Here is a 21,250-nt window from a genome sequence, read left to right on the forward strand (position 1 = left end):
TGTAATAAAATTTCCGTTTTCCATTTACTCTACAGATATACTGACACTTTAATACCTACTAATGTCAGACTTGTAAAGCATAGTCATCTGTCCCTTTAATTAAGATACTCATCGAGTCAATTAAAAAACCAAAGAATATTTGTATAACAACGATAAAATAGTTAAAATTGATAATCATTATTGATTAAATTCGTCAGTCATGCACAATATTGTTGAGCATCTCTATCAAAATCACCATGCGTGGCTGTATCGCTGGTTAAAAAGCCGCCTAAAACAAGACTGCATCGCAGCCGATCTTGCACAGGACACGTTTGTGAAGCTCATTGAGCATCAGGAGCGTTATACACATTATGATCATCCACGTGCGTTACTGACCACTATTGCCAAAAATCTTGCCAATCAATGGTGGCGGCGTAAAAAAATCGAGCAGGCCTATCAAGACAACTTAATGCAGCTCGAAGAGCAATATCATCCTTCTCCAGAGCAAGAATTGATGATACTTGAAGCCTTAGATGAGTTGTCTAGCATATTGAATAATTTACAAGGCCGAGAAAAGCAGGTCTTTATACTATGGCAGCTAGATGGTTTGAATTATGCACAAATTGCCGAACAACTTGATGTCGCCTTAATTACCATCAAACGTGATATGAAAAAGATCATGCTGTGTTGTTTAACTGTATTAGATATAGAAGATTAAAAGGTTAACCCGTTGCAAGATTTTGAGCATTCTGATGATAAAACAATCATTTTAGAGCAGGCCGCAGACTGGTTATTGCTGATGGAAGAGCAGCCTTTAACACCGGAACAACAGCAACAATTTGAGCAATGGAAAAATACCAGTCCGCAACATCAAAAAATTTGGCGGCGTGCAGAAAAAATCAGACAAAAACTTTATGGACATGCTCAGCATGTACCAGCCGCTTTAGCAAAAACTATATTAAACCAGCAAGACGATGATAAGCCATTGATTGGCAAACTGGTGCTACTACTGGCAGGCAGTACAGTATTGGGCTTTAGCGGATATATCGCACAGCAACAGGCATGGTTTGCAGACCATCGCACGGCTTATGCCGAACAACAGCACATTACACTAGAGGACGGCACCTCCATTGCCCTCAACAGCAAAACAGCAATTGACGTCAATTACACCACGACCGAGCGACAAATCATTTTACGCTTTGGTGAAATCTATGTGGAAACGGGTAAAGATACTGCCAAGCGTCCATTTAAAGTGCTAAACCAACATGGTGAAATGTTGGCACTCGGTACAGCTTTCAATGTCAATCAACAAAAAGATCAAACCGTGTTGATGGTCACGGAACATGCCGTGCAAGTCACAACGGGGCTATCCAAACAAAAACAAACCATTGCAGCAGGACAACAGATTGGCTTTAATTCACAACACATTTACCCAACACAAGCCGTACAACTTGAACAATTAACATGGCGTAAGGGTTTAGTTACTGTCAATCGACTCAGTTTAGAAGATTTTGCCAAGATTATCGAAAAAAATTACGGGACAACGGTTGAGATAGACTCTCAGTTATTACAGGCAACATCTGAACAGATTGAAATTTCGGGTTCTTATCCGATTAACAACCTTGATCGATTAAGTGTATTACTGCAAAGCACCTACCCTATTCAGATTGAAAAATCATTTTTTGGGCATAAATTAGTGTTAAAAAGCGCCTTTAAGGCTTCTCACTAACTGTGCAAGCATATAAACACGTTACTCAATGAACAATAAATTATTTTTCAAGAAAAAATGATACTTTGTCCAATCTCAAGCATTAACCCTATAAGCACAACATATTTTCATGTTGATTTTCCGTACAACATTTTATGGGGTTAAAACAACGATGTCCAAATTTTTAGCACGTCCGTTAGCAATAGCAATCCAGCGGGCAGTTTTTGTAGGTTTTTTGGGAAGTAGTGCCATGACGACGCAAAGCGTAATGGCTCAAAATGCTGAAAGTTATCAATATAATATTCCTGCAAGCAGTCTAGATCGTGCCTTATCGTTATTTAGTGCACAATCCGGTATTGAATTTGCCTTTGATCCAAAACAGGTCAAACATTTATACAGTCAGGGTTTAAAAGGTGTATATACAGTTGATACCGGCTTTAGTGCATTGCTTGCACCGCATGGTCTGGATATTCAGTACACCACGAATGGCTATAAATTAATAAAAAAAGGACCCAATCAAGTTCGAAATATGGGACAGTTAAAGACCATTGATATTAATGCAAATGGTCAGTTAAATGACACTACCGATGCAGTGCGATTGCCGGTAATCATGATAACTGCGGAACAAAACAATAAAGTCAATCTAGGAAAAGCGGAACAATCCATAAAAGAAATTCCACAATCCATTACTGTAGTTAATCGTGAACAATTAGAGAAGCAGAATTTAACAGATTTATCCACTGCACTGGATAAGGTTGCAGGAATAAGTGTTTGGCAAGGTCAAGTCTTTGAGAATACTTTTATCGCTCGCGGTATGGAAGTGTCAAATATTCGTGTCGATGGCGTATCCAGCGCATTAAAATTACAGGATTTATCCCAATTTGAACAAATTGAAGTATTACGGGGGGCTGATGGTTTATTTAATGGTAACGGTGAAGCCAGTGCCAGTATTAATCTGGTAAGAAAAAAACCATTAAGAGAAAATCAGATTGCAGTTGAACTTTCAGCAGGAAGCTGGGAAAACTATCGTGCATCGATTGATGTCACTGGGCCTATTGCACTTGATGGTGCATTACGCGGTCGTCTGGTCGGCACATGGAATGATCAGGACTTTTTCTATGCAGTTGCAGAAAAAAACCGCCATTCTGTTTATGGCATACTAGAATACGACATTCTACTGACAACAACTGCCTCCATCGGATTTAGTTATGACAAATTACAAGGGAAACAAGACTGGATTGGTCTGCCACGTTATATAGATGGATCTGATATTGGCTTTGATCGTAAAACGTCCTTTGTCACCAACTGGGCAAATATTAAAGCAGAAAGTACGCAATATTTTGCAGGTATTCAGCATGATTTTAATCAGGATTGGAAATTAAAGTTTAATATCACTAAAGAACATATGCTAAAACTGAATGAATATCCACGACTAGGAGGTTCAGTCGATCCCAAAACCAATATCACCCAACTTGCTTTTATTAAAAACGGCGGAGAACCTGACTCTTGGGTTGGAGATATTAATATTCAGGGTAAATTTAACCTCTTTGGAAAACAACATAGTACAGTTTTTGGAATAGATTATCAGGATAAAAAAGATCCCTTTCATTATATGTCTGATCCACTGCAATATTACGATCTTAATATATTTAAATTTGATCCAAATATGAAATATAAAGCAGTCCATGGTTACAAGCCCACACGTACATTATATACCAAGCAACTGGGGTATTATGCGACTGCAAAATGGCAGATTAGTGATCCGTTAAAATTCATTACGGGTGCACGTTTGAATAATTACGATTTTTATCAAAGAAATGATACAACGGGTGCAACAACTTATGATTATGAAGATAACAATGTATTTATCCCTTTTGTCGGTTTGACCTATGATATTACGCCTGATTGGCTGGTCTTTGCTAGTGTTGCAGAAACCTTTAAATCTCAGGCAAATTTACTCGATGTCAATAAAAAACCACTCGACCCGATTACCGGACGTAATTATGAAGTCGGTATAAAAGGCGAACTTTGGGACGGTCAAGGTAATCTATCCTTATCGACTTATCGCACTGAACGAAAAAATCAAGGCAATTTACTTTATAGTGAAACCATGGATGATGGTAATGGCAGTAGCTGTTGTTATGTCGGTGGTAACGCAGTCACCATGAGTGGGGTTGATTTTGAGCTGACTGGAGAAATTCTACCAAATTTAACAGGTTCGATTGGCTATACCTATTTTGATAATAAAGATCATTTTAATGCCATCTCATGGCGTAAAATTACCACCCCACGACATACTTTAAAAGCTTGGCTTGATTACAAGTTGGAAGATTGGACCGTCGGCATCAATGTATCCGCACAATCAGAACAGCAAGCTACAGGCTCAACCCCTACCACTTATGATGAAAGTACCGGACAATGGGGCGAACCATATGTAGATTATCAGTTCAAATCCCCTAGTCGTGCAGTCTGGGGCACACAGGTCGGTTATCAAATTAATCCAAATTTACATGCTGCTTTTAGAATCAATAACCTGTTTGATAAAGTTTATTGGCAAACGATTGGTGATACCGAAGGTTATAACTGGTATGGCGAACCACGCAACTTTATGTTGACTCTAAGAGCCAAATATTAATTTTTCAATAACTTTAAATTTTTGGGGCGTAATTCGGTGCGCCCTTTACAACACCCTTTTTTCCCAGATCATTTTACCCAAGCATTAAAAATAATTTAACAAAACTTTACATACAAAAGTGAGCTTTTTTTCAATCTCGTTCGTCTTAGTATATAGAAACAGGAAATTTTTACAGCCGTCTTACAAGACAAGATTTCCAAGATCGTTTTAATTTTATCCATGTATATGACTCAAGATTCAATTTTGTTGCATAATTGCAATGATATACATTATCCATACATGATTAATCTATAAGCTTATTTAAATCTCTATTGTTCTTAAACTCGGCATAGTTCATAATTCAGCAATGTCTTTTAAGTGACTTTTTGGTTTCTTTTGACATAAAATATTATCAAGATTAATCCCATCCTGTATTTTTATTTCGTCTAAGTACTTGCTGGATGGCAAAATAGGATTGTTTTTAAAAATGACTCAGCATGCAACGACCATTCATGGTTCAATCGTCGCAATTGTCACCCCCATGTTTGAAGATGGCAGCGTAGATTGGGATGGCTTAAAGCAGCTTGTAGAATGGCATATTGAACAAGGTACCAACAGTATTGTTGCTGTGGGCACTACAGGTGAAGCTTCCACTTTAAGTATGGAAGAACATACCAAGGTTATCGCCGAAATCATTCGAGTCGCCAATAAACGTATTCCTATTATTGCTGGTACAGGTGCAAACTCAACTGTAGAAGCCATTGAGCTGACCAAAGAAGCAAAATATCTGGGTGCAGATGCCGCTTTGCTGGTAACGCCGTATTACAATAAACCGACTCAGGAAGGTTTGTATCAGCATTATAAAAAAATCGCAGAATCTGTAGATATTCCACAGATTTTATATAATGTTCCGGGTCGTACCGGTGTCGATATGCTAAACGAAACAGTGATTCGTCTATCCGCAGTCGATAATATTGTTGGAATCAAGGATGCAACTGGCGATGTGCCACGTGGTATTCAGTTGTTGCATGGCTTGGACAGCAAAAATATGGTGGTGTATTCAGGTGATGATCCGACTGCATGGGAGCTTATTCTTGCTGGTGCGCGTGGAAATATTTCAGTTACAGCAAATGTTGCGCCGCATGTCATGAGTCAGGTGTGTATTGCTGCATTGGCAGACAACAAAGCGGAAGCAAATCGTTTAAATACACAAGTATCACAATTACATGATATTTTATTCTGTGAATCCAATCCAATCCCTGTAAAATGGGCATTGCATGAAATGGGTAAAATTGGTACTGGTATCCGCTTACCACTTACTCCACTTGCCGAACAATTCCGTGCACCATTACGTGAAGCGCTAAAAGCAACGGGTGTTATTTAAACTTTTTCAAGAGCAATGTAAAGTATGCAATTACGTCTTAGTCTAACCCTTGGTCTGATCGCGATAAGCTTAGTTGGTTGTGCACGTTTTGGTGTTGGCAATGGTTCATTAGACTATAAACATACGCAAACTTTAGAACCCTTACAAATTCCTGCGGATTTGCAAATGCGTCCGCAGCAATCGCTTTATCCTGCACCAAAAATTGATCCTAAAGCATTGGAACAAGCGCCGAACTTTAGCAATAAACATGGCAATCGTTTTGAAATGCCACGTCCAACAGCAGATGTCAGTAATGTCAATATTACAGGTGCTGCACCATCACGTCCGCAACTGGTCACAGATGGTAATGGCGTACCCTTGATTAAAGTGGATGGCGCAACTGCCGAAGTATGGAAATATGTAGTGGCCGCCACCAGTACCGCGAATATCAAGGCAGAGCAAAATTCAAAAGTCCCTTATCAATTAGATGTAGAATATGAGGAACAGCCGTACCGCCTACGTCTTACGCCAACCGGTAGCAGCAATACTTTAGGTATTTATGATGCCAACGGCAATTTCATTGATGCTAAAATAGCAACTGATCTCTTATCTCTTATTTACCAGAATTGGCCAGCCTAACTGATTTAGGCATATTTCTTCTTCGAAGGTTATCTCATGTTAAAACAAGCCTTGCTCTATACTGGAAAAGCAAAATCTGTCTATGAAACAGATGATTCCGATCATCTTATCCTCGTTTTCCGTGATGATGCGTCGGCATTCAACGGCGAGAAGATTGCTCAGCTTGACCGTAAAGGCAAAGTCAACAACCGTTTCAATGCTTTCATTATGCAAAAACTTGCAGATGCAGGTATCGAAACGCACTTTGAAAAACTTCTGACTCCGACAGAGGTTTTAGTCAAAAAACTTAAAATGATTCCTGTGGAATGTGTTGTGCGTAATTATGCCGCAGGTTCGTTATGCCGTCGTCTTGGGGTAGAAGAAGGCAAAGAATTGACACCACCTACTTTCGAATTGTTCTTTAAAGACGATGCGCTGGGCGATCCGATGGTCAATGAATCACAAGCCATTGCTTTAGGTTGGGCGACTGCCGAACAACTGGAACAAATGAAAGTCATTACCTATAAAGTCAACGATGTATTAAGCCAGCTTTTTGCAGAAGGCAACATGCTTTTGGTGGACTTTAAACTTGAATTTGGTTTATTCCATGACCGTATTGTTCTGGGTGATGAATTCTCTCCAGATGGTTGCCGTTTATGGGATAAAGACACCAAGAAAAAACTGGATAAAGACCGTTTCCGCCAAGGTTTGGGTGGTGTGGTTGAAGCTTATGAAGAAGTTGCGGCGCGTATTGGTATCGATTTATCTGATATCTAAATACCCTATACGTCTTCTAAAAACCGGACTTGTTGTCCGGTTTTTTATGGTCAATTTTTAATATTGATCATTTATTATCAGCAAACCCCTCGTCTTTATTCAATTTCCATACATCTTTAATCATTTTTTCTGCTAGATATATTCATTTTAGTTATTTTTTATAAAATAGAAACTTACTTACCATAACAATAACAACATATTTTATTCATAATTTTGAGAGAAAAAAATGCGTCCTTTAAATTTTCCATTACAACTTGGCACAGCCATTGTTCTATCCGCACTTTATCAGCATAGTTTTGCAGCAGCCGATACGGTAAATACGTACAGCACTTCCTCTGATCATCAGGTTAAAACACTCGATACCATTGTTGTTACCGGGACGCGCAGCAAAAAGCGTTCTGCGACCGAATCCTTACAACCGATTGATGTGATTAGTGCAGAAAACTTGATACAGCGTACGGGTACGAATGAACTTGGCAGTGCATTAGCAAAACTGGTGCCTTCCATTAACTTCCCTCGCCCCACTGTGGTCGATGGTACAGAGCTGGTTCGCCCAGCACAGTTAAAAGGTTTATCACCGGATCAAGTTCTGGTTTTGGTAAATGGCAAACGCCGCCATACCGGTGCCTTTATCAATCTGGGTGGAACCATTGGTCGAGGGTCTGCACCTACCGATCTGAATGCCATTCCAATTTCGGCTGTAAGCCGTATTGAGGTTTTAAGAGATGGCGCATCGGCACGCTATGGCTCTGATGCCATCGCTGGTGTGATCAATATCATTTTAAAATCCGACCCAGCTCATGGTGAAGTCGGCATCAAATACGGTCAATATAAAGAAGGTGATGGCGAGCAAAAACAATCTTTTGGTTCAGGTGGCTTTGATCTAAATGATGGACAAGGCTTTTTAACCTTTGCCGGAGAATGGCAGGACAGTGAAGCAACCAATCGTGCCGGATTGGATCGTCGTGATGCAGGTGCCACAACCTATGGACAACGAACTTTCCGTTTTGGTGATCCGGAATCCCGAGAAGTCAAAATTGCGTTAAATGCTGGTTTTGATTTTAGCGATGCAGCGCAGCTTTATGGATTTGCCACCTATAGCCATCGTGATGCCGAAACTGCCGCATTTTACCGTTTAAGTAATGCCTCGAATAATGTACCTGCCTTGTTCCCCAATGGCTTTTTACCGCTGATCGAAGGCACACTGGATGATGTCGCTGCGGTTGCAGGACTAAAAGGCGATATTGGCAGTTGGCAATATGATGCATCACTGAACTATGGTCAAAACACCTATAAAGTAGATACGCAAACCATTAATCAGAGTCTCTATAATGATACGGGCACTACGCCGTTTTATTTTCATAATGGCAAACTGGAAAATGCGCAAACAGTTGCCAATCTGGATTTATCCAGAGAGATAGATATTGCCGGTTTATACTCGCCTTTAAATCTGGCCTTTGGCACACAATATTTACATCAGCAATATCAGATTAAAGCCGGTGATCCAGCATCTTATTATAAGGGTGGTTCATCAGGTTTGGCTGGCTTTCGTGATGCCGATGCAGGTAAGTGGTCGAGAGACAGTTATGCCGGCTATATTGATCTGGAAGCCGATATTACTGATAAGCTGAGCTCATCTATTGCATATCGTTATGAACATTATGATGATTTTGGCGATAGTAATAATGCTGCTTTCTCGGCACGTTATGCTTTTAACCCAGCAATTGCTATCAGATCCAATATATCAACCGGATTTCGGGCGCCCAGCCTTGCCCAGCAATATTATACCAAGACCTCATCACAACTAATCAATGGACAGTTTGTCGAGGCGGGCACATTTCCTGCTTCCTCGCAAATTGCGCATTTATTGGGTGCAGAGGAATTAAAACCTGAAAAATCGACCAACTATAGTGTCGGTATTGTCCTCACACCGACTGATAATACCTACATCACGCTAGATGCTTATCAGATTGATATTAAAGATCGTATCAGTTTATCCTCTAGTATTGATGCCAGTAGTGCCAATGTCCGTGCCTATTTAATTTCTCAAGGGATTACCGATACCAGTTTTAATACTGTTAATTATTTTAACAATGCTACGGATACTCGTACACGTGGTATAGACTTGGTGGCAAGTTATGACTGGAATCATCTGCCTTATGGCACATTAAATACTGCGTTAGCCTATAACTACAATAAAAACAAAGTCACCAAAGTGGATGGTAATCCAGAGGTACTGAATGCGCTGGGTGTCAATCTGACTCGTCTGGATCGACGTGAACAATATGGGTTACTCGCCGGTAGTACCCCTGAGCATAAACTCAGCCTGACCAATGATTATAAAATTGGTAATTTTGGGATTTATAGTAATCTGGCACGTTATGGAGATTTCAAGACTTTTAGTAACAGTGGTGCAGAAAAAGATCAGAAATTCTCGGCCAAATGGGTACTGGATCTAGCTTTATCCTATCAATATCAGAACTGGAATTTTATCGTCGGTGGAGACAACATTACCGATGAATATCCGGATAAAGATGTCTATGACATTAATCAACCAACGGGTGGCAGTTTACAATATAGTCAGTTCTCACCTTTTGGCTTTAATGGCGCATTTTATTATGCCAAAGCAAGCTATCGCTGGTAAATCGAATAATGATTTAATTTAAGTTTTATTTAGCAATGCACCTTATTCTCTGTAAAGGATAAGGTGCATATTTTGGTTTTAAAATTAATACTTAAAGTTTAAAGTCAGACGGAAAGTCCGTGGTTCCCCCCAACTCACAAGTTGCGCATTTGGTGTCGTACCGACCAGATATTCCTTATCAAACATATTTTTTATACTGAAATTTGCCCCCCAGTGCTTTGCTTCATATCCTGCTTTCACATCATATAAAGTATAATTGGAAAGCGGAACATAGTATGTACCGCGTTGTGCACTACGAGCCCCCTGATAGCTTACACCAGCACCAATATTCCAGCCCAATTGATCTGGACTAAAATAATATTGCGTAGACAAAGATGCTGCATTTTTAGGTACATGGTTAATGCGCTTACCAATATCACTAGCTGTTGTACTGTCCGTTGTTTCCGCTGTAGGAATATAACTATAGGTTGCATTTACATTCCATTGCGATGTTAATGCTGCTGCTAATTCTGCTTCAAATCCTTTGGTTTTTTGCTCGCCAATCTGAACTGAATATCCCAGTGTTGAATCAGACTCTGTTACATTTTTACGGGTTAAATCATAATAGGCAACATAACCCTGTAGCTTCTGATTGAAAGCCTGAAATTTCACCCCTGCTTCAATTTGCTCGCCTTCTTCAGGATCTAATAAAATCCCGCCTTCACCAGTATCACTTACAGGAAAGAATGAGGTTGAATAACTAACATAAGGCGCAAGCATATCATTAATCTGATACATCAATGATGCACTGCCAGTAAAAGCGCTATCTGAATTTTTGAATTCTGTATCATTGAACAAATCGTCAACTTTTACCTGAGTCCAGTCTTGACGACCCGATAAACCAATTATCCAGTGATCGTCAATTTTGAAATTATTGCGCAAATATAATCCCATATATTGCGTATCGATAATTTGATGAGCAATCGTCGTTGTTGCAGGTTCAATAACCGTATATACAGGATTGTCCGCATTGAATGCAGATAGTGTACGTCTACGACGTTCATAGTCGCTACGTTCATGCATCATATCCAAACCAATCATGAAGTCATATTGTGTTTTACCCCAATCAAAATGACGTGAAAGATTATTATCTAATGTAAAATTTAAATCATCTTTAATTTGTCTTTCCACAGTACGTTTTATTAGTGGTAAAATATTACTACTACCTGCTAGTATAGGATTATTATCTGCATCTGTCTGATTTACTGCAAAATTTGATTTAAGAGTCCAGTCATGATCAAAATAATGTGTGTAATTTGCGCCAAAACGATAATTGTCTACAGTGTTACTTAAATTGGGTGCGCCAAAAAATAAACCATGTGGATAATTTTTATAGTCACCATCGCTATAGGGCAATCCTTGTTGACGAATAAACTCACGATGCTGATAACTGGCAATCACTGATAACTCATCTTTATCGCCTAAATCAAAATTATAAGATGGTGCAATATAATAGTTTTTAAAGTAAATATAATCAGTTGCATCGTCCTGATCAGACACATGTCCAACAATCCGGAATGCGCCTTTAGCACTCTGATTTGGTGCATAATTGATATCAAATGTTCCATCTTTCAGGGCATAACTACCATAACTTAAACTACCACGATAAAAGGTTTCTGCCTGAGGACGTTTAGTAGTTAAATTCACCAATCCACCGGGCAATGCAAAACCAAAACCTGTAGAAGTTGGCCCTTTTACGACCTCTATAGATTGTACACCACTAATATCTTCAGAACGACCAACATTATCCGATGCCTGAACTCTCAACCCATCTACATATGTTTGTGAACTTGACACCTGTCCACGAATAATAAAATCATCCCAGCCACGGCGACCATATTGTCCAGACGTTACACCGGCAATGCCTTCGATTGCTTCTGCAACAGTTTTAGCTTGTTTTTGTTGTAATTGCTTTTCGGTAATTACCGAAATAGACTGTGCCGTCTCAAACAGTGGAGCATCTGATTTTAACACCGATGTTGCTTTTATTGCCGCATATGGATCAGTTTCAGCCTCTGCTTTTACAACAATGGTCGGTAAAACTTGGGCTTCTTCAGTATTTATTTCTTCAGCATGTACCTGAACAACAAATAACATTGCCAGTGTGATAGATGAAGCAAGTATGGATTTTTGAGCTAGGTACATGGGAGACAACTACAACTGGAAATGATTTTTATTATTATATTTAGCTAAAATTCAAAGTACAATATACTTGTTAATAAAAACTTAAATAAAATTCAATGCTGCTTTGGTATGATTTGTTTTTTAATGTGCATTTCAAATCTAGATAATCTGATCTTGATAACTTTGAAGCAAAATCTGTGTAATATGAGCACTTGATTTATTCATCATCTGATCAATAAGGTATAAAATCTGCTCTTTGATACTGAATGACCGAATATCGTCTTAGGGGTATAAATATGTTTTATCCTTTATTTGCCATTGCGCTTGGTTCAGTCCTCGGTGGCTGGCTAAGATGGTATGTGGGCTTAAAACTCAATCATATTTATCCCAATATTCCGATGGGAACGGTATGCGTGAATTGGGTTGGTGGCTTTCTGATCGGATTTGCCATTGCTTACTTTGCACAAAGCCAGCTCAGTGCAAATTATAAATTATTTATCATCACTGGTTTTTGTGGCGGCTTAACCACATTTTCAACCTTCTCTGCCGAAATTCTTGCGCTACTGCAACATGGCAAACTTATATTAGCCATGCTGGCCATCGCGATTCATGTGATCGGTGCATTGCTGTTTACTTTTTTGGGAATGGCGTGTCAGCATTGGATTGCTATGCACTAATGCTTACCTTCCTCCCCATAAACAAATAAAACTACTGTTGCTGTTGATCCTGCTGCCAGCGACGTTGTTGTAAACGCTCCGCTTCTACTTCACGCTTGTTTAAGGCACGCTGGTATAATTGTGTACCTTTTAATTCGGGCGGCAAATATTCCTGCAAGACAAAATGCTCTGGGAAATCATGCGGATAAAGGTAATCTGCGCCATAGCCCTGTTGTTTCATTAATTTGGTTGGTGCATTGCGCAAATGTAACGGTACGGGTAAATGGGCTGTCTTTTCTGCCAGTTGCAAGGCCTGATTAATCGCCAGATAAGTACTATTGCTTTTAGGGCTGGTCGCCAGATAAACCGCACATTGTCCAAGAATAATACGCGCCTCGGGCATACCGACGGCTTGCACCGAACGGAAACATTCACCCGCTAGTAATAGAGCATTTGGATTGGAATTACCAATATCTTCCGATGCCGCAATCAACATACGACGGGCAATAAATACCGGATCTTCCCCGCCCTTGAGCATCCGTGCCATCCAGTACAAAGTGGCATCAGGATCACTGCCTCGGATTGATTTAATAAATGCCGAGACCAAATCGTAATGTTGTTCACCTGATTTATCATAGCGGGCAATATTTTGCTGGGCAGTTTTTACCACCAAAGCATTGTTGATAATATTTTCCTGTCCTGCCTCAAAGGTGCTGGCAACCAGATCAAGTAAATTCAGTGCTTTACGCGCATCACCGGCAGAGAACTGAAATAAGGCATCATATTCTTCTATTTTAATTTGACGTTCTTTTAAAAATTTATCGCTACCCAGCGCACGTTGAATTAATTGCTGAATTGCTGTTTCATCCAGTGAGTGCAGCGTATAAACCTGACAACGGGACAACAAGGCACTGTTCACCTCAAAGGAAGGATTTTCTGTGGTTGCACCAATTAGGGTAATCTTGCCTTTTTCCACCGCACCTAATAAAGCATCTTGTTGTGACTTATTAAAACGATGAATTTCATCAATAAAAACCACAGGCGGCAACAAATCACCACTTTCGGCAATCACTTCACGCAATTCTTTTACACCGGTATTGAGTGCCGATAAACTAATAAACGGACGATCCACTGCCTGTGCCAACAATAAGGCAATAGTGGTTTTCCCAACCCCAGGCGGCCCCCAGAAGATGATGGACGGCAAATGCCCCTGATCAATCATCTGTCGTAAAGGTGCCTGTTCTCCTAATAGATGATCTTGTCCGATGATTTCAGACAAACTACGTGGACGAATACGCTCTGGTAAAGGAATGTTCGTATCAGACATGGCACTCAAGCAAGGGAAGAATTTAATAACAGTGTACTATGAACCTTGCTGAGTAAAAATAGTATTGCTGTATCAGTCATTAAAATGTTCAGGTTAAATGATATGCTGGCGTGGTCCAGCAGATGGTCCAAGTCGGCATGACAACGATGTTTTAAAGAATGGCATCTGGGAAGTACATATTATCTTTGTGTAATCAAATATTTTGACTGCAATCTCCCTCGGGATTTGCAGTCCTTTTATTTATGCTGCCTGTACCCGTTGTTGCAAAACCTTAACAGCCTGTTGTGCTTCTCTTGCCAATTCCTTTAAATCCACATTGGGAATCAGGTCATCTTCTACCACAATTTTACCTGCAATCAGCAAAGCCTTGAGATGCGCCCGTCCAGCACATGCCACTGGGCCAATGGCAATATCATGCAAGCCAAAATAACGCGGATCCTCCAGTGCATAGATGGCAATATCGGCTGCCTTACCGACCTCAATTGCACCCAAATCATCAAGACCAAGCACTTGCGCACCACCTAAAGTTCCCCAGCGAATGACATCGTCAATACTGGCTGCATCGGCACCGCCTTCAAATGTTCCGCCGGCATAATGCGGCTGAGCCAACATACCTTTACGTGCCCGTTGCATCAACCAAGCCGCATGGGTTTCCGATTGCATATCGGCAGCTTCATTGGAAGCGGCACCATCAACTCCGATAGAGATTTTCACGCCCGCCTGTTCCAGTGCCACAATATCGGCAATACCACTCCCCAAACGGCCATTACTTTGTGGACAATGCGCAATTCCTGTATGGGTTTGTCCCAAAATCTGGATTTCTTCTGGAAGCAGTTTTACCAAATGTGCCATCCAGACATCTGCACCAACCCAGTCATATTCGGCACAAAACTGTACGGGACTCATGGCAAAATTGGCCTTGGCACAGTCCAGATAGTCGACGGTTTCGGATAAATGCGTATGTAAACGAATGCCTAGTTCCCGGGCGATTTTTGCACTTTCTTTCAACTCGGCAGGCGTAGTGGAATGTAATGCGGTGGTCGGTGCCATCACCACCCGTCGAAAAGCATTAGCAGCAGGATCATGATATTTTTTTACCAGACGCTCGACATCCTGCATATAAGCATCAAATTTTTCCGCTTTCAAGGCTTGCGGAATTTCAGCTTCCAGTCCACGGGTATGGGTTGCCCCACCACGACACAATACAAAGCGCATGCCCAATTTATCAGCTTCATCAAACAAAATTTCCGCACCATCAAACTGCATTTCCGGCCAGTACAGATAATGATGATCGGCAACGGTGGCACAACCGGAACGTAATAATTCAATCAAACCAATACGGGCAGCCAGACGAAAGTTCTCGGCATCAAACGCACCTCGAAAACGATAAGGCGTTGCCGCCAGCCAAGGGGTCAAGGTCTGATTTAGCCCCCACGGTTCACCTTTTAATAAGGACTGGAATAAGTGATGATGGGTATTGATCCATGCCGGATAAACCACACAATCTCTGGCATCAATGATTTTTTCATCTGCCTGAGCAAGCAGATCCTGACCAATTTCGCTAATCACGCCTTGTCTGATACGAATATCGCTTGCATCGGCACGGGCCAGATCACCGCTTAGTCCGGTTAAAATACGCTCGGCATTTTTGATTAACACATTATCGCTCATTAACTCATCTCACTTTCATGCCATTTTCTTAAAAATGCAGTGCTGATCATCGACATGGCAATAAACAGCACCAAACCTGTACAGGTAATTAAAAACAATGCTGCAAACATCAAAGGTAAATTTAACTGGAAACCTGCCTGTAAGATTTGATACGCCAATCCTGCACTGGTGCCACCAGTTCCTGCAACAAATTCCGCCACCACAGCACCAATCAAGGCCAGTCCACAGGAAATACGCAAACCACTAAAAAAATATGGCAAGGCATTGGGGACACGCAATTTCATTAAAATTTGCCAGCGGTTGGCTTTATTGATTTGAAATAGATTGAGTAATCCGGGATTAACACTGCGTAAACCCATCGTGGTATTGGTCAGGACTGGGAAAATTGCGACTAGCATGGCACACACCACCAATGCCAACGTGGTATTTTGAATCCAGATAATGATCAAAGGTGCAATCGCAACAATCGGTGTAACCTGAAATAAAATTGCATAAGGCATAAAGCAGGCTTCAATTACACGACTTTGTACAAACAGAAATGACACCAGGGTACCGATCAAAATGGCAAGGGCAAATGCCAATAAAGTAATTTTCAGTGTTACCCATAAACTGCCGAATAACATGCCGCCATACTGCATAAATGCCTGTGCAATATCACTAGGTTTGGGAACCAAATAAATCGGCACATTCAATTCACGAAAAGCCAGTTCCCATGCCAACAGTAAAATAATACCCACGACAAGTGGTGCAGCAATACGTTGGACTTTCGGGTGACTCAATAAGGGTTTAGTCATGATGTGCGCCTCCACTGGCTTGTTCCAATAATGATGATAACTGCGCACATTGCTTGATAAAGCTTTCCGATGTTCTGAAATTTTCATCCCGAAACTCCGGCGCATCAATTTTAACATCTGCCACTACTCGACTCGGACGTGCTTCCATCACAATCACACGGGAAGATAAATACACCGCTTCATAAATACTGTGGGTTACGAACACCACGGTTAAATCACGTTCAGACCACAGCTTACGAATATCACTGTCCAGTTTGTGGCGAGTAAATTCATCCAACGCACCAAACGGCTCATCCATCAACAATAAATTCGGCTCAGTCACCAGCGCGCGAGCCAGTGATACGCGCATTTGCATCCCGCCGGATAATTCACGCGGATAGGATTTGGCAAATTTCCCTAATCCAACGGCTTCTAGGGCTGCCAATACCTTTTCGATACTTTGCTTTTTCGCCACACCACGCAAATCCAGTGGTAACCGTACATTGTCCTCGACATTTGCCCAGGGCATCAGAGTTGCTTCCTGAAATACCATTGCCATACGGCATTGCGATTGCATATCACGCTTACCATTCCAGCGAATCTGTCCTGCTGTAGGCTGTTCAATATCGGCAAACATTTTCAGTAAAGTACTTTTACCGCACCCCGATGGACCTAATAACGATACAATCTCGCCACGTGCAATATTTAGATTTAATCGCTGCAAGGCATGCGTGCCATTGGGATAAATTTTCTCTACACCTGCTGCCATCAGCATCGGCTTGTCCAGCGAGCCATTTAGCTCGACCATGTCTTCTATGGAAATTGCTGTATTCATTGCGGTTCCCCCTTGCATTTTGTCAACCTGCTCGTTTATTTCACCGATTTAATTGCGGGCGGAACGAACTGTAAGGTAAAGGCTTTTTTCCAGTCGGTTTTATCTTCAAGTAATCCGGAAGTAACCATCATATCCCGGGTGGCTTTCCAGCGCGCCTCAGTCATGACAGCGATGCCACTGGTTTCTGCATCACCACCAGTCACCAGTTTTAACGCTTTGATTTGATCTAATGCAAATGCCAGTACTTCATCCGTCATCTGTGGATTTTCTTTCTTAATAATAGCGTTGGCAGGTGCAGGGTTCTCCAGATAGCTTTTCCAACCCTCTGCAGATGCTTCAACAAAGCGTTTGATCACATCAGGTTTGCTAGCAATCACATCATCACGAGTCACCAATGTGCCACCATAAGCTGGATAACCATCATGCGCGAATAAAAAGAATTTACTGTCTGGGTCAGCTTTCTTGGCAGGTAAAACTTCAGAAGTGGCATAGCCTTGTTGCGCAATATTTTTATCTGCCAAAAATGGTTGTAAATTAAAGGTGTAAGGACGTACCTGACCATCATTCAGATTATATTTTGCTTTTAACCACGGCCACCAGCTGGTTTGTCCGCTGGTTGAGACCAGAATGGTTTTACCCTTTAAATCTGCCAAACTATTGACATCACCATGGGTGATAATGCCTTGCGGATCATACTGAAAAGAAGTGGCAATCGCTTTGATCGGAAAACCCTGTTCTATGCCTTTTAATACTTGTAAATCGTAATTAATAATGATATCGGTGTTTTTAGCCAGCAATAACGTCATACCGTTGACCTGTGGTCCACCTTGCTTGATGGTCACTTCCAGACCATATTGTTTATAAATACCCGTAGCTGCCGCCTGATAAAAACCGCCATGTTCTGCTTGTGGATACCATGAGGTGGTCAGTGTGATTTGATCTAATGGTTTTTGTGCTTCACTTTCTGATGGTGTTGCGGCTTGTTGTTCGGTCGGCTTGCTACACCCCACCAAAGCGGAGGCAGATAATACGACAGCAGAAGAAAATAGAAATGTTCGAGAAAGATTTGAGCGGATATTCATTGAGTGCCCCCTAGAGCTGACTTAACCAAGACCTTGTCTCAATATCGGGGGAGATGCATTCACATTCACACATTCTCTGCAAAGCAATAGACTTGCTTTATCCCCGTATTGAGGACAGCTTAACGCTGCAGAGCAATGTCCCGCATATGTGCTTTTTGTAGCACCATATACTAACCGCTTATGCTCACTAGGGATTATGCAAGGCTTGTGCCAATCTTTGTTTTTATCTCTTAATCCTATCTATTTACTTTGTTTTTTGACCATGTATGTGGTTCTTGGTTATTTTATTGAATAGATAACCAGCATATCTTCCTCTAAAACCGCCTTTTCGCTTTAAAATGGTGCAAAAACATAGCTGACTTAAAGAAATAATATGGCATAAACTTTGCTTAAAATATGAGAACGAGTATAAGCGTTCAACATTCAGATGATGTCTTGGATCATTTGAATGTGGGTCATTGCTCCATTGGGAAAGTCTATTTGCCATCATGAGATGGACAAACTTTCCTTAATGAGACGTGACCCGAAATACCGCTTGGTGCTTTTGCATTTTGGGTCACAACCTTGATTGTACCAATGCAGGAAAATACCATGAACAGCTCAAACACCCTCTCTCCAGATTTTCAACAAAATCAATCAGAAAGCTACAGCTTGGACGAGCTCAACAAGGAATCCCGTATGGGATCCATGGGTAAAGAAACCGAGCGTGAAGTCCGCATCATCGACCTATCAGATTTTGAACAACGCAAATATGAAATTGCCGATCAACTCTGGAATGCAGCCATAGAAATTGGCTTTTTTCAGGTGGTAAATCATGGCATTCCACAGGCAGACATCGATCATGCCTTTGCCATGACAGAGAAATTCTTTGCACTGCCACAGGACATAAAGGCACAGTATCCACTCAGCCGTAACTCAGGTTGGGAAAGCCGTGCCCAGATCCGTCCTTCAACCAAAACTGCCGATCAAAAAGAATCTTATCAAATCACCCGACCACGTATGAGCGATCTCTGGCCTTCAGAACAGGAATTGCCTAAATTCAAACAGGATATGCTGGATTTTGAAGGTAAATGCTGGACTGTAGGGATGCAAATTTTATCCTGTTTTGCCTATAAAATGGGCTTTGCCGAGGATTTCTTTAGCCATGCTCATGATCCAGAACAAGAGAGTTATCAAAGTACCTTGCGTATGTTGCATTACTATGCCATTGATCCGGCATTAAAAGATCAGTTAGGTTTATGGCGTGCAGGTGCACATACCGACTTTGACTGCCTGACTTTATTGTTCCAGCGTGAAGGTCAAGGCGGTTTGCAGGTTTGCCCTGGTAAAGATATGGAAGATCAGGCTTGGACCAGTATTACCCCACGTAATGACGTGATCACCTGTAATATTGGCGATATGCTGACACGCTGGAGTGATGATGTTCTGCCATCCAATTTCCATCGGGTCAAAAATCCGGAAGCCCATGAATATCAAGGTGCACGTTATAGTCTGGCATTTTTCTGTCAAGCCAATGAAGATGTCATGATTGAAGGTCCAAACCGTAAATATCCGGCCATTAGCGCCAAAGACTATTTAAAACAACGGGTCAGTGCCAATTTTTCCGGCAAATACTGATTCCGGTATGATCTTGAATCGTTGATTTTAAGTCATTTATTTTTAAAGACTTTCTAAATAGCTTTTTTAAAGGGCTTTTTAAAGGATCATGGGTATTTCTCCCCCACCCATGATCCCTTTGGCATTACCGAAGTAACTCTTTTTTCATCTCGTATAAATACTTAATTTGCAGTTAATTTTAATAACTGACCATTTTTACCATCTTCAATGACCCAGATTCCGCCATCAGAAGCCTGTAGCAGTCCACGAATTCGCTCGCGCATATCAATACGTTGCACTTCCTGCACTGGTTTTGTTGCTAAATCTACCACTACAATCGCTTTGGAAGATAATCCGCCAATCATTGCCTTATTTTGCCATTTTGGAAATTGTTTGCCGGAATAAATGATCAGACTAGAAGGTGAAATAACCGGAGTCCAGCTGATATCAGGGGCCTGAAATTCTGGTCGAGTATCATGATTGGGAATAGGTTTACCCCCATAATGATTGCCCTCGGAAACCAGTGGATACCCATAATTTGTGTCTTTGCGAATCAAATTAAGTTCATCGCCACCTTCTGGCCCCATTTCCACCACCCATAATTGCTGATCTTTATCAATGGCGATTCCCAGAGGATTACGATGTCCAAGGGACCAGATTTGTGCAGTTACGCCCCCTTTTGCAGCAAACGGATTACCTTCGGCTGGTGTTCCGTCCTCATTCAGACGTAAAATCTTACCCAGATTGGATTGCATATCCTGCGCTGGATCAAAATGCTGGCGTTCACCCGAAGCAATCCAGAGTTTTCCGTCGTTTCCAAATAACATCCGATGCCCATAATGTCCCTGTCCGGAGACTTTTGGCACTTGCTGCCAAATCACTTTTTCATCCAGTAACCGCGGCTGTTTGGTATTGGATAAATCCAGTTTGGCACGAATAACTTTTGCGCCATAGCCGCCCTGTCCTTGTTCGGCATAGCTTAGATAAATCCAGTGATTACTGGCAAATTGCGGATGAAGAATAATATCGCCCAATCCACCTTGTCCGCCATAGGCCACTTTGGGCACACCCAGAACATTAAGTTTTTCCTTGCTTGCAGGATCAAATATAATCAGTTTTCCGGCACGTTCAGTGACCAATAATCGACCATCGGGCAAATTGGTCAATGCCCAGGGTTCATTGAATGTTGCAATTTTTTCAGTTTTAAATCCCTGTTGAATCTTTTGTGATGAAGATGGATTGGATTCTGCGGCAGTAGTCGGTTGTGTGGGCGAAGTACATGCCCATAACAAGATACTGCTCAATATAACGGCAGGAATATGCTTTTGGCTTAATTTACGCTTTGACTTTTGATTTAATCGCATCATGTCCTGTCCCTCGATATTGATTTATTTTTAAGCATATCGGAAAAACCCAAGCATTAAATAGACCTGTTTTGTTTCAA

At 41.3% G+C, this 21,250-nt stretch carries 16 protein-coding genes; 9 read left to right on the plus strand and 7 right to left on the minus strand.

Annotation, left to right across the window (positions count from 1 at the left end; translation table 11 throughout):
- The first annotated feature begins 199 nt into the window (after positions 1-199).
- The 7 genes from CRO21_RS14615 (at position 200) to CRO21_RS14645 (ending at position 9,703) form a co-directional block, all read left to right on the plus strand.
- Entirely contained in the window at positions 200-697 is a 498-nt protein-coding gene (locus tag CRO21_RS14615; RefSeq protein WP_097080053.1) for a sigma-70 family RNA polymerase sigma factor, read from the plus strand.
- Between the two features lie 12 nt (positions 698-709).
- The gene (locus tag CRO21_RS14620) at positions 710-1,708 is read left to right on the plus strand and encodes a FecR family protein (protein ID WP_097080054.1); all 999 of its coding nucleotides are present in this window, start codon (positions 710-712) and stop codon (positions 1,706-1,708) included.
- Between the two features lie 151 nt (positions 1,709-1,859).
- Positions 1,860-4,322: a TonB-dependent siderophore receptor gene (locus CRO21_RS14625; RefSeq protein WP_171294066.1), complete on the plus strand. Its 2,463-nt coding sequence runs from the start codon at positions 1,860-1,862 to the stop codon at positions 4,320-4,322.
- 466 nt (positions 4,323-4,788) lie between these two features.
- Positions 4,789-5,685 (plus strand): 4-hydroxy-tetrahydrodipicolinate synthase, encoded by an 897-nt coding sequence (dapA, locus tag CRO21_RS14630; RefSeq protein WP_097080056.1) that lies wholly within the window; start codon positions 4,789-4,791, stop codon positions 5,683-5,685.
- Between the two features lie 24 nt (positions 5,686-5,709).
- The gene (locus CRO21_RS14635; RefSeq protein ID WP_097080057.1) at positions 5,710-6,303 is read left to right on the plus strand and encodes a lipoprotein-34 precursor (NlpB); all 594 of its coding nucleotides are present in this window, start codon (positions 5,710-5,712) and stop codon (positions 6,301-6,303) included.
- A 36-nt stretch (positions 6,304-6,339) separates the two neighbouring features.
- Complete coding sequence (gene purC / locus CRO21_RS14640; protein ID WP_097080058.1) at positions 6,340-7,059, plus strand: phosphoribosylaminoimidazolesuccinocarboxamide synthase; 720 nt, start codon at positions 6,340-6,342, stop codon at positions 7,057-7,059.
- 226 nt (positions 7,060-7,285) lie between these two features.
- On the plus strand, positions 7,286-9,703 hold the full coding sequence (locus CRO21_RS14645; RefSeq protein WP_097080059.1) for a TonB-dependent receptor plug domain-containing protein: 2,418 nt from the start codon (positions 7,286-7,288) through the stop codon (positions 9,701-9,703).
- Between the two features lie 84 nt (positions 9,704-9,787).
- On the opposite strand, the gene CRO21_RS14650 is transcribed toward CRO21_RS14645, so the two are convergent.
- Entirely contained in the window at positions 9,788-11,887 is a 2,100-nt protein-coding gene (locus CRO21_RS14650; protein WP_097080060.1) for a TonB-dependent siderophore receptor, read from the minus strand.
- Positions 11,888-12,162: 275 nt separating this feature from the next.
- Between CRO21_RS14650 and crcB the strand changes: the two genes are divergently transcribed.
- Positions 12,163-12,543 carry a fluoride efflux transporter CrcB gene (crcB, locus tag CRO21_RS14655; protein ID WP_097080061.1) on the plus strand — a complete coding sequence of 127 codons (381 nt, stop codon included), beginning with the start codon at positions 12,163-12,165 and terminating at the stop codon, positions 12,541-12,543.
- 31 nt (positions 12,544-12,574) lie between these two features.
- Here the strand turns inward: crcB and CRO21_RS14660 are convergent, their stop codons facing one another.
- The 5 genes from CRO21_RS14660 to CRO21_RS14680 all read right to left on the minus strand — a co-directional run bounded on the left by CRO21_RS14660 (position 12,575) and on the right by CRO21_RS14680 (position 18,210).
- Positions 12,575-13,849 (minus strand): replication-associated recombination protein A, encoded by a 1,275-nt coding sequence (locus CRO21_RS14660; protein WP_097080062.1) that lies wholly within the window; start codon positions 13,847-13,849, stop codon positions 12,575-12,577.
- 240 nt (positions 13,850-14,089) lie between these two features.
- Positions 14,090-15,520: an amidohydrolase family protein gene (locus tag CRO21_RS14665; RefSeq protein WP_097080063.1), complete on the minus strand. Its 1,431-nt coding sequence runs from the start codon at positions 15,518-15,520 to the stop codon at positions 14,090-14,092.
- Positions 15,520-16,314, minus strand: a complete 795-nt coding sequence (locus tag CRO21_RS14670) for an ABC transporter permease (protein WP_097080064.1) — start codon at positions 16,312-16,314, stop codon at positions 15,520-15,522. Before CRO21_RS14670 ends, CRO21_RS14665 begins: the two co-directional genes overlap by 1 nt.
- Positions 16,307-17,128 carry an ABC transporter ATP-binding protein gene (locus CRO21_RS14675; RefSeq protein WP_097080065.1) on the minus strand — a complete coding sequence of 274 codons (822 nt, stop codon included), beginning with the start codon at positions 17,126-17,128 and terminating at the stop codon, positions 16,307-16,309. The genes CRO21_RS14670 and CRO21_RS14675 overlap by 8 nt, the downstream gene beginning before the upstream one ends.
- A 35-nt stretch (positions 17,129-17,163) precedes the next feature.
- Positions 17,164-18,210, minus strand: a complete 1,047-nt coding sequence (locus tag CRO21_RS14680) for an ABC transporter substrate-binding protein (RefSeq protein WP_097080066.1) — start codon at positions 18,208-18,210, stop codon at positions 17,164-17,166.
- 591 nt (positions 18,211-18,801) lie between these two features.
- Here CRO21_RS14680 and CRO21_RS14685 point away from each other — a divergent pair.
- A complete protein-coding gene (locus tag CRO21_RS14685; protein WP_097080095.1) occupies positions 18,802-19,827 on the plus strand; it encodes an isopenicillin N synthase family dioxygenase in 1,026 nt (341 codons plus the stop codon).
- 161 nt (positions 19,828-19,988) lie between these two features.
- Here CRO21_RS14685 and CRO21_RS14690 read toward each other — a convergent pair whose 3' ends face one another.
- Positions 19,989-21,173 (minus strand): PQQ-dependent sugar dehydrogenase, encoded by a 1,185-nt coding sequence (locus tag CRO21_RS14690; RefSeq protein WP_228150461.1) that lies wholly within the window; start codon positions 21,171-21,173, stop codon positions 19,989-19,991.
- Positions 21,174-21,250 lie beyond the last annotated feature (77 nt).

The organism is Acinetobacter puyangensis, from assembly GCF_900096995.1.
In the GTDB taxonomy this organism is placed as follows: Bacteria; Pseudomonadota; Gammaproteobacteria; order Pseudomonadales; family Moraxellaceae; genus Acinetobacter; species Acinetobacter puyangensis.

Excerpts from the sequence above, each read along its gene's own strand:
- CRO21_RS14690 (WP_228150461.1), bottom strand. The coding sequence starts at position 21,173 with ATGATGCGATTAAATCAAAAGTCAAAGCGTAAATTAAGCCAAAAGCAT.
- CRO21_RS14615 (WP_097080053.1), top strand. The coding sequence starts at position 200 with ATGCACAATATTGTTGAGCATCTCTATCAAAATCACCATGCGTGGCTG.
- CRO21_RS14680 (WP_097080066.1), bottom strand. The coding sequence starts at position 18,210 with ATGAATATCCGCTCAAATCTTTCTCGAACATTTCTATTTTCTTCTGCT.
- CRO21_RS14650 (WP_097080060.1), bottom strand. The coding sequence starts at position 11,887 with ATGTACCTAGCTCAAAAATCCATACTTGCTTCATCTATCACACTGGCA.
- CRO21_RS14675 (WP_097080065.1), bottom strand. The coding sequence starts at position 17,128 with ATGAATACAGCAATTTCCATAGAAGACATGGTCGAGCTAAATGGCTCG.
- crcB (WP_097080061.1), top strand. The coding sequence starts at position 12,163 with ATGTTTTATCCTTTATTTGCCATTGCGCTTGGTTCAGTCCTCGGTGGC.
- purC (WP_097080058.1), top strand. The coding sequence starts at position 6,340 with ATGTTAAAACAAGCCTTGCTCTATACTGGAAAAGCAAAATCTGTCTAT.
- CRO21_RS14670 (WP_097080064.1), bottom strand. The coding sequence starts at position 16,314 with ATGACTAAACCCTTATTGAGTCACCCGAAAGTCCAACGTATTGCTGCA.
- CRO21_RS14645 (WP_097080059.1), top strand. The coding sequence starts at position 7,286 with ATGCGTCCTTTAAATTTTCCATTACAACTTGGCACAGCCATTGTTCTA.
- CRO21_RS14635 (WP_097080057.1), top strand. The coding sequence starts at position 5,710 with ATGCAATTACGTCTTAGTCTAACCCTTGGTCTGATCGCGATAAGCTTA.
- CRO21_RS14660 (WP_097080062.1), bottom strand. The coding sequence starts at position 13,849 with ATGTCTGATACGAACATTCCTTTACCAGAGCGTATTCGTCCACGTAGT.
- CRO21_RS14685 (WP_097080095.1), top strand. The coding sequence starts at position 18,802 with ATGAACAGCTCAAACACCCTCTCTCCAGATTTTCAACAAAATCAATCA.
- dapA (WP_097080056.1), top strand. The coding sequence starts at position 4,789 with ATGACTCAGCATGCAACGACCATTCATGGTTCAATCGTCGCAATTGTC.
- CRO21_RS14665 (WP_097080063.1), bottom strand. The coding sequence starts at position 15,520 with ATGAGCGATAATGTGTTAATCAAAAATGCCGAGCGTATTTTAACCGGA.
- CRO21_RS14625 (WP_171294066.1), top strand. The coding sequence starts at position 1,860 with ATGTCCAAATTTTTAGCACGTCCGTTAGCAATAGCAATCCAGCGGGCA.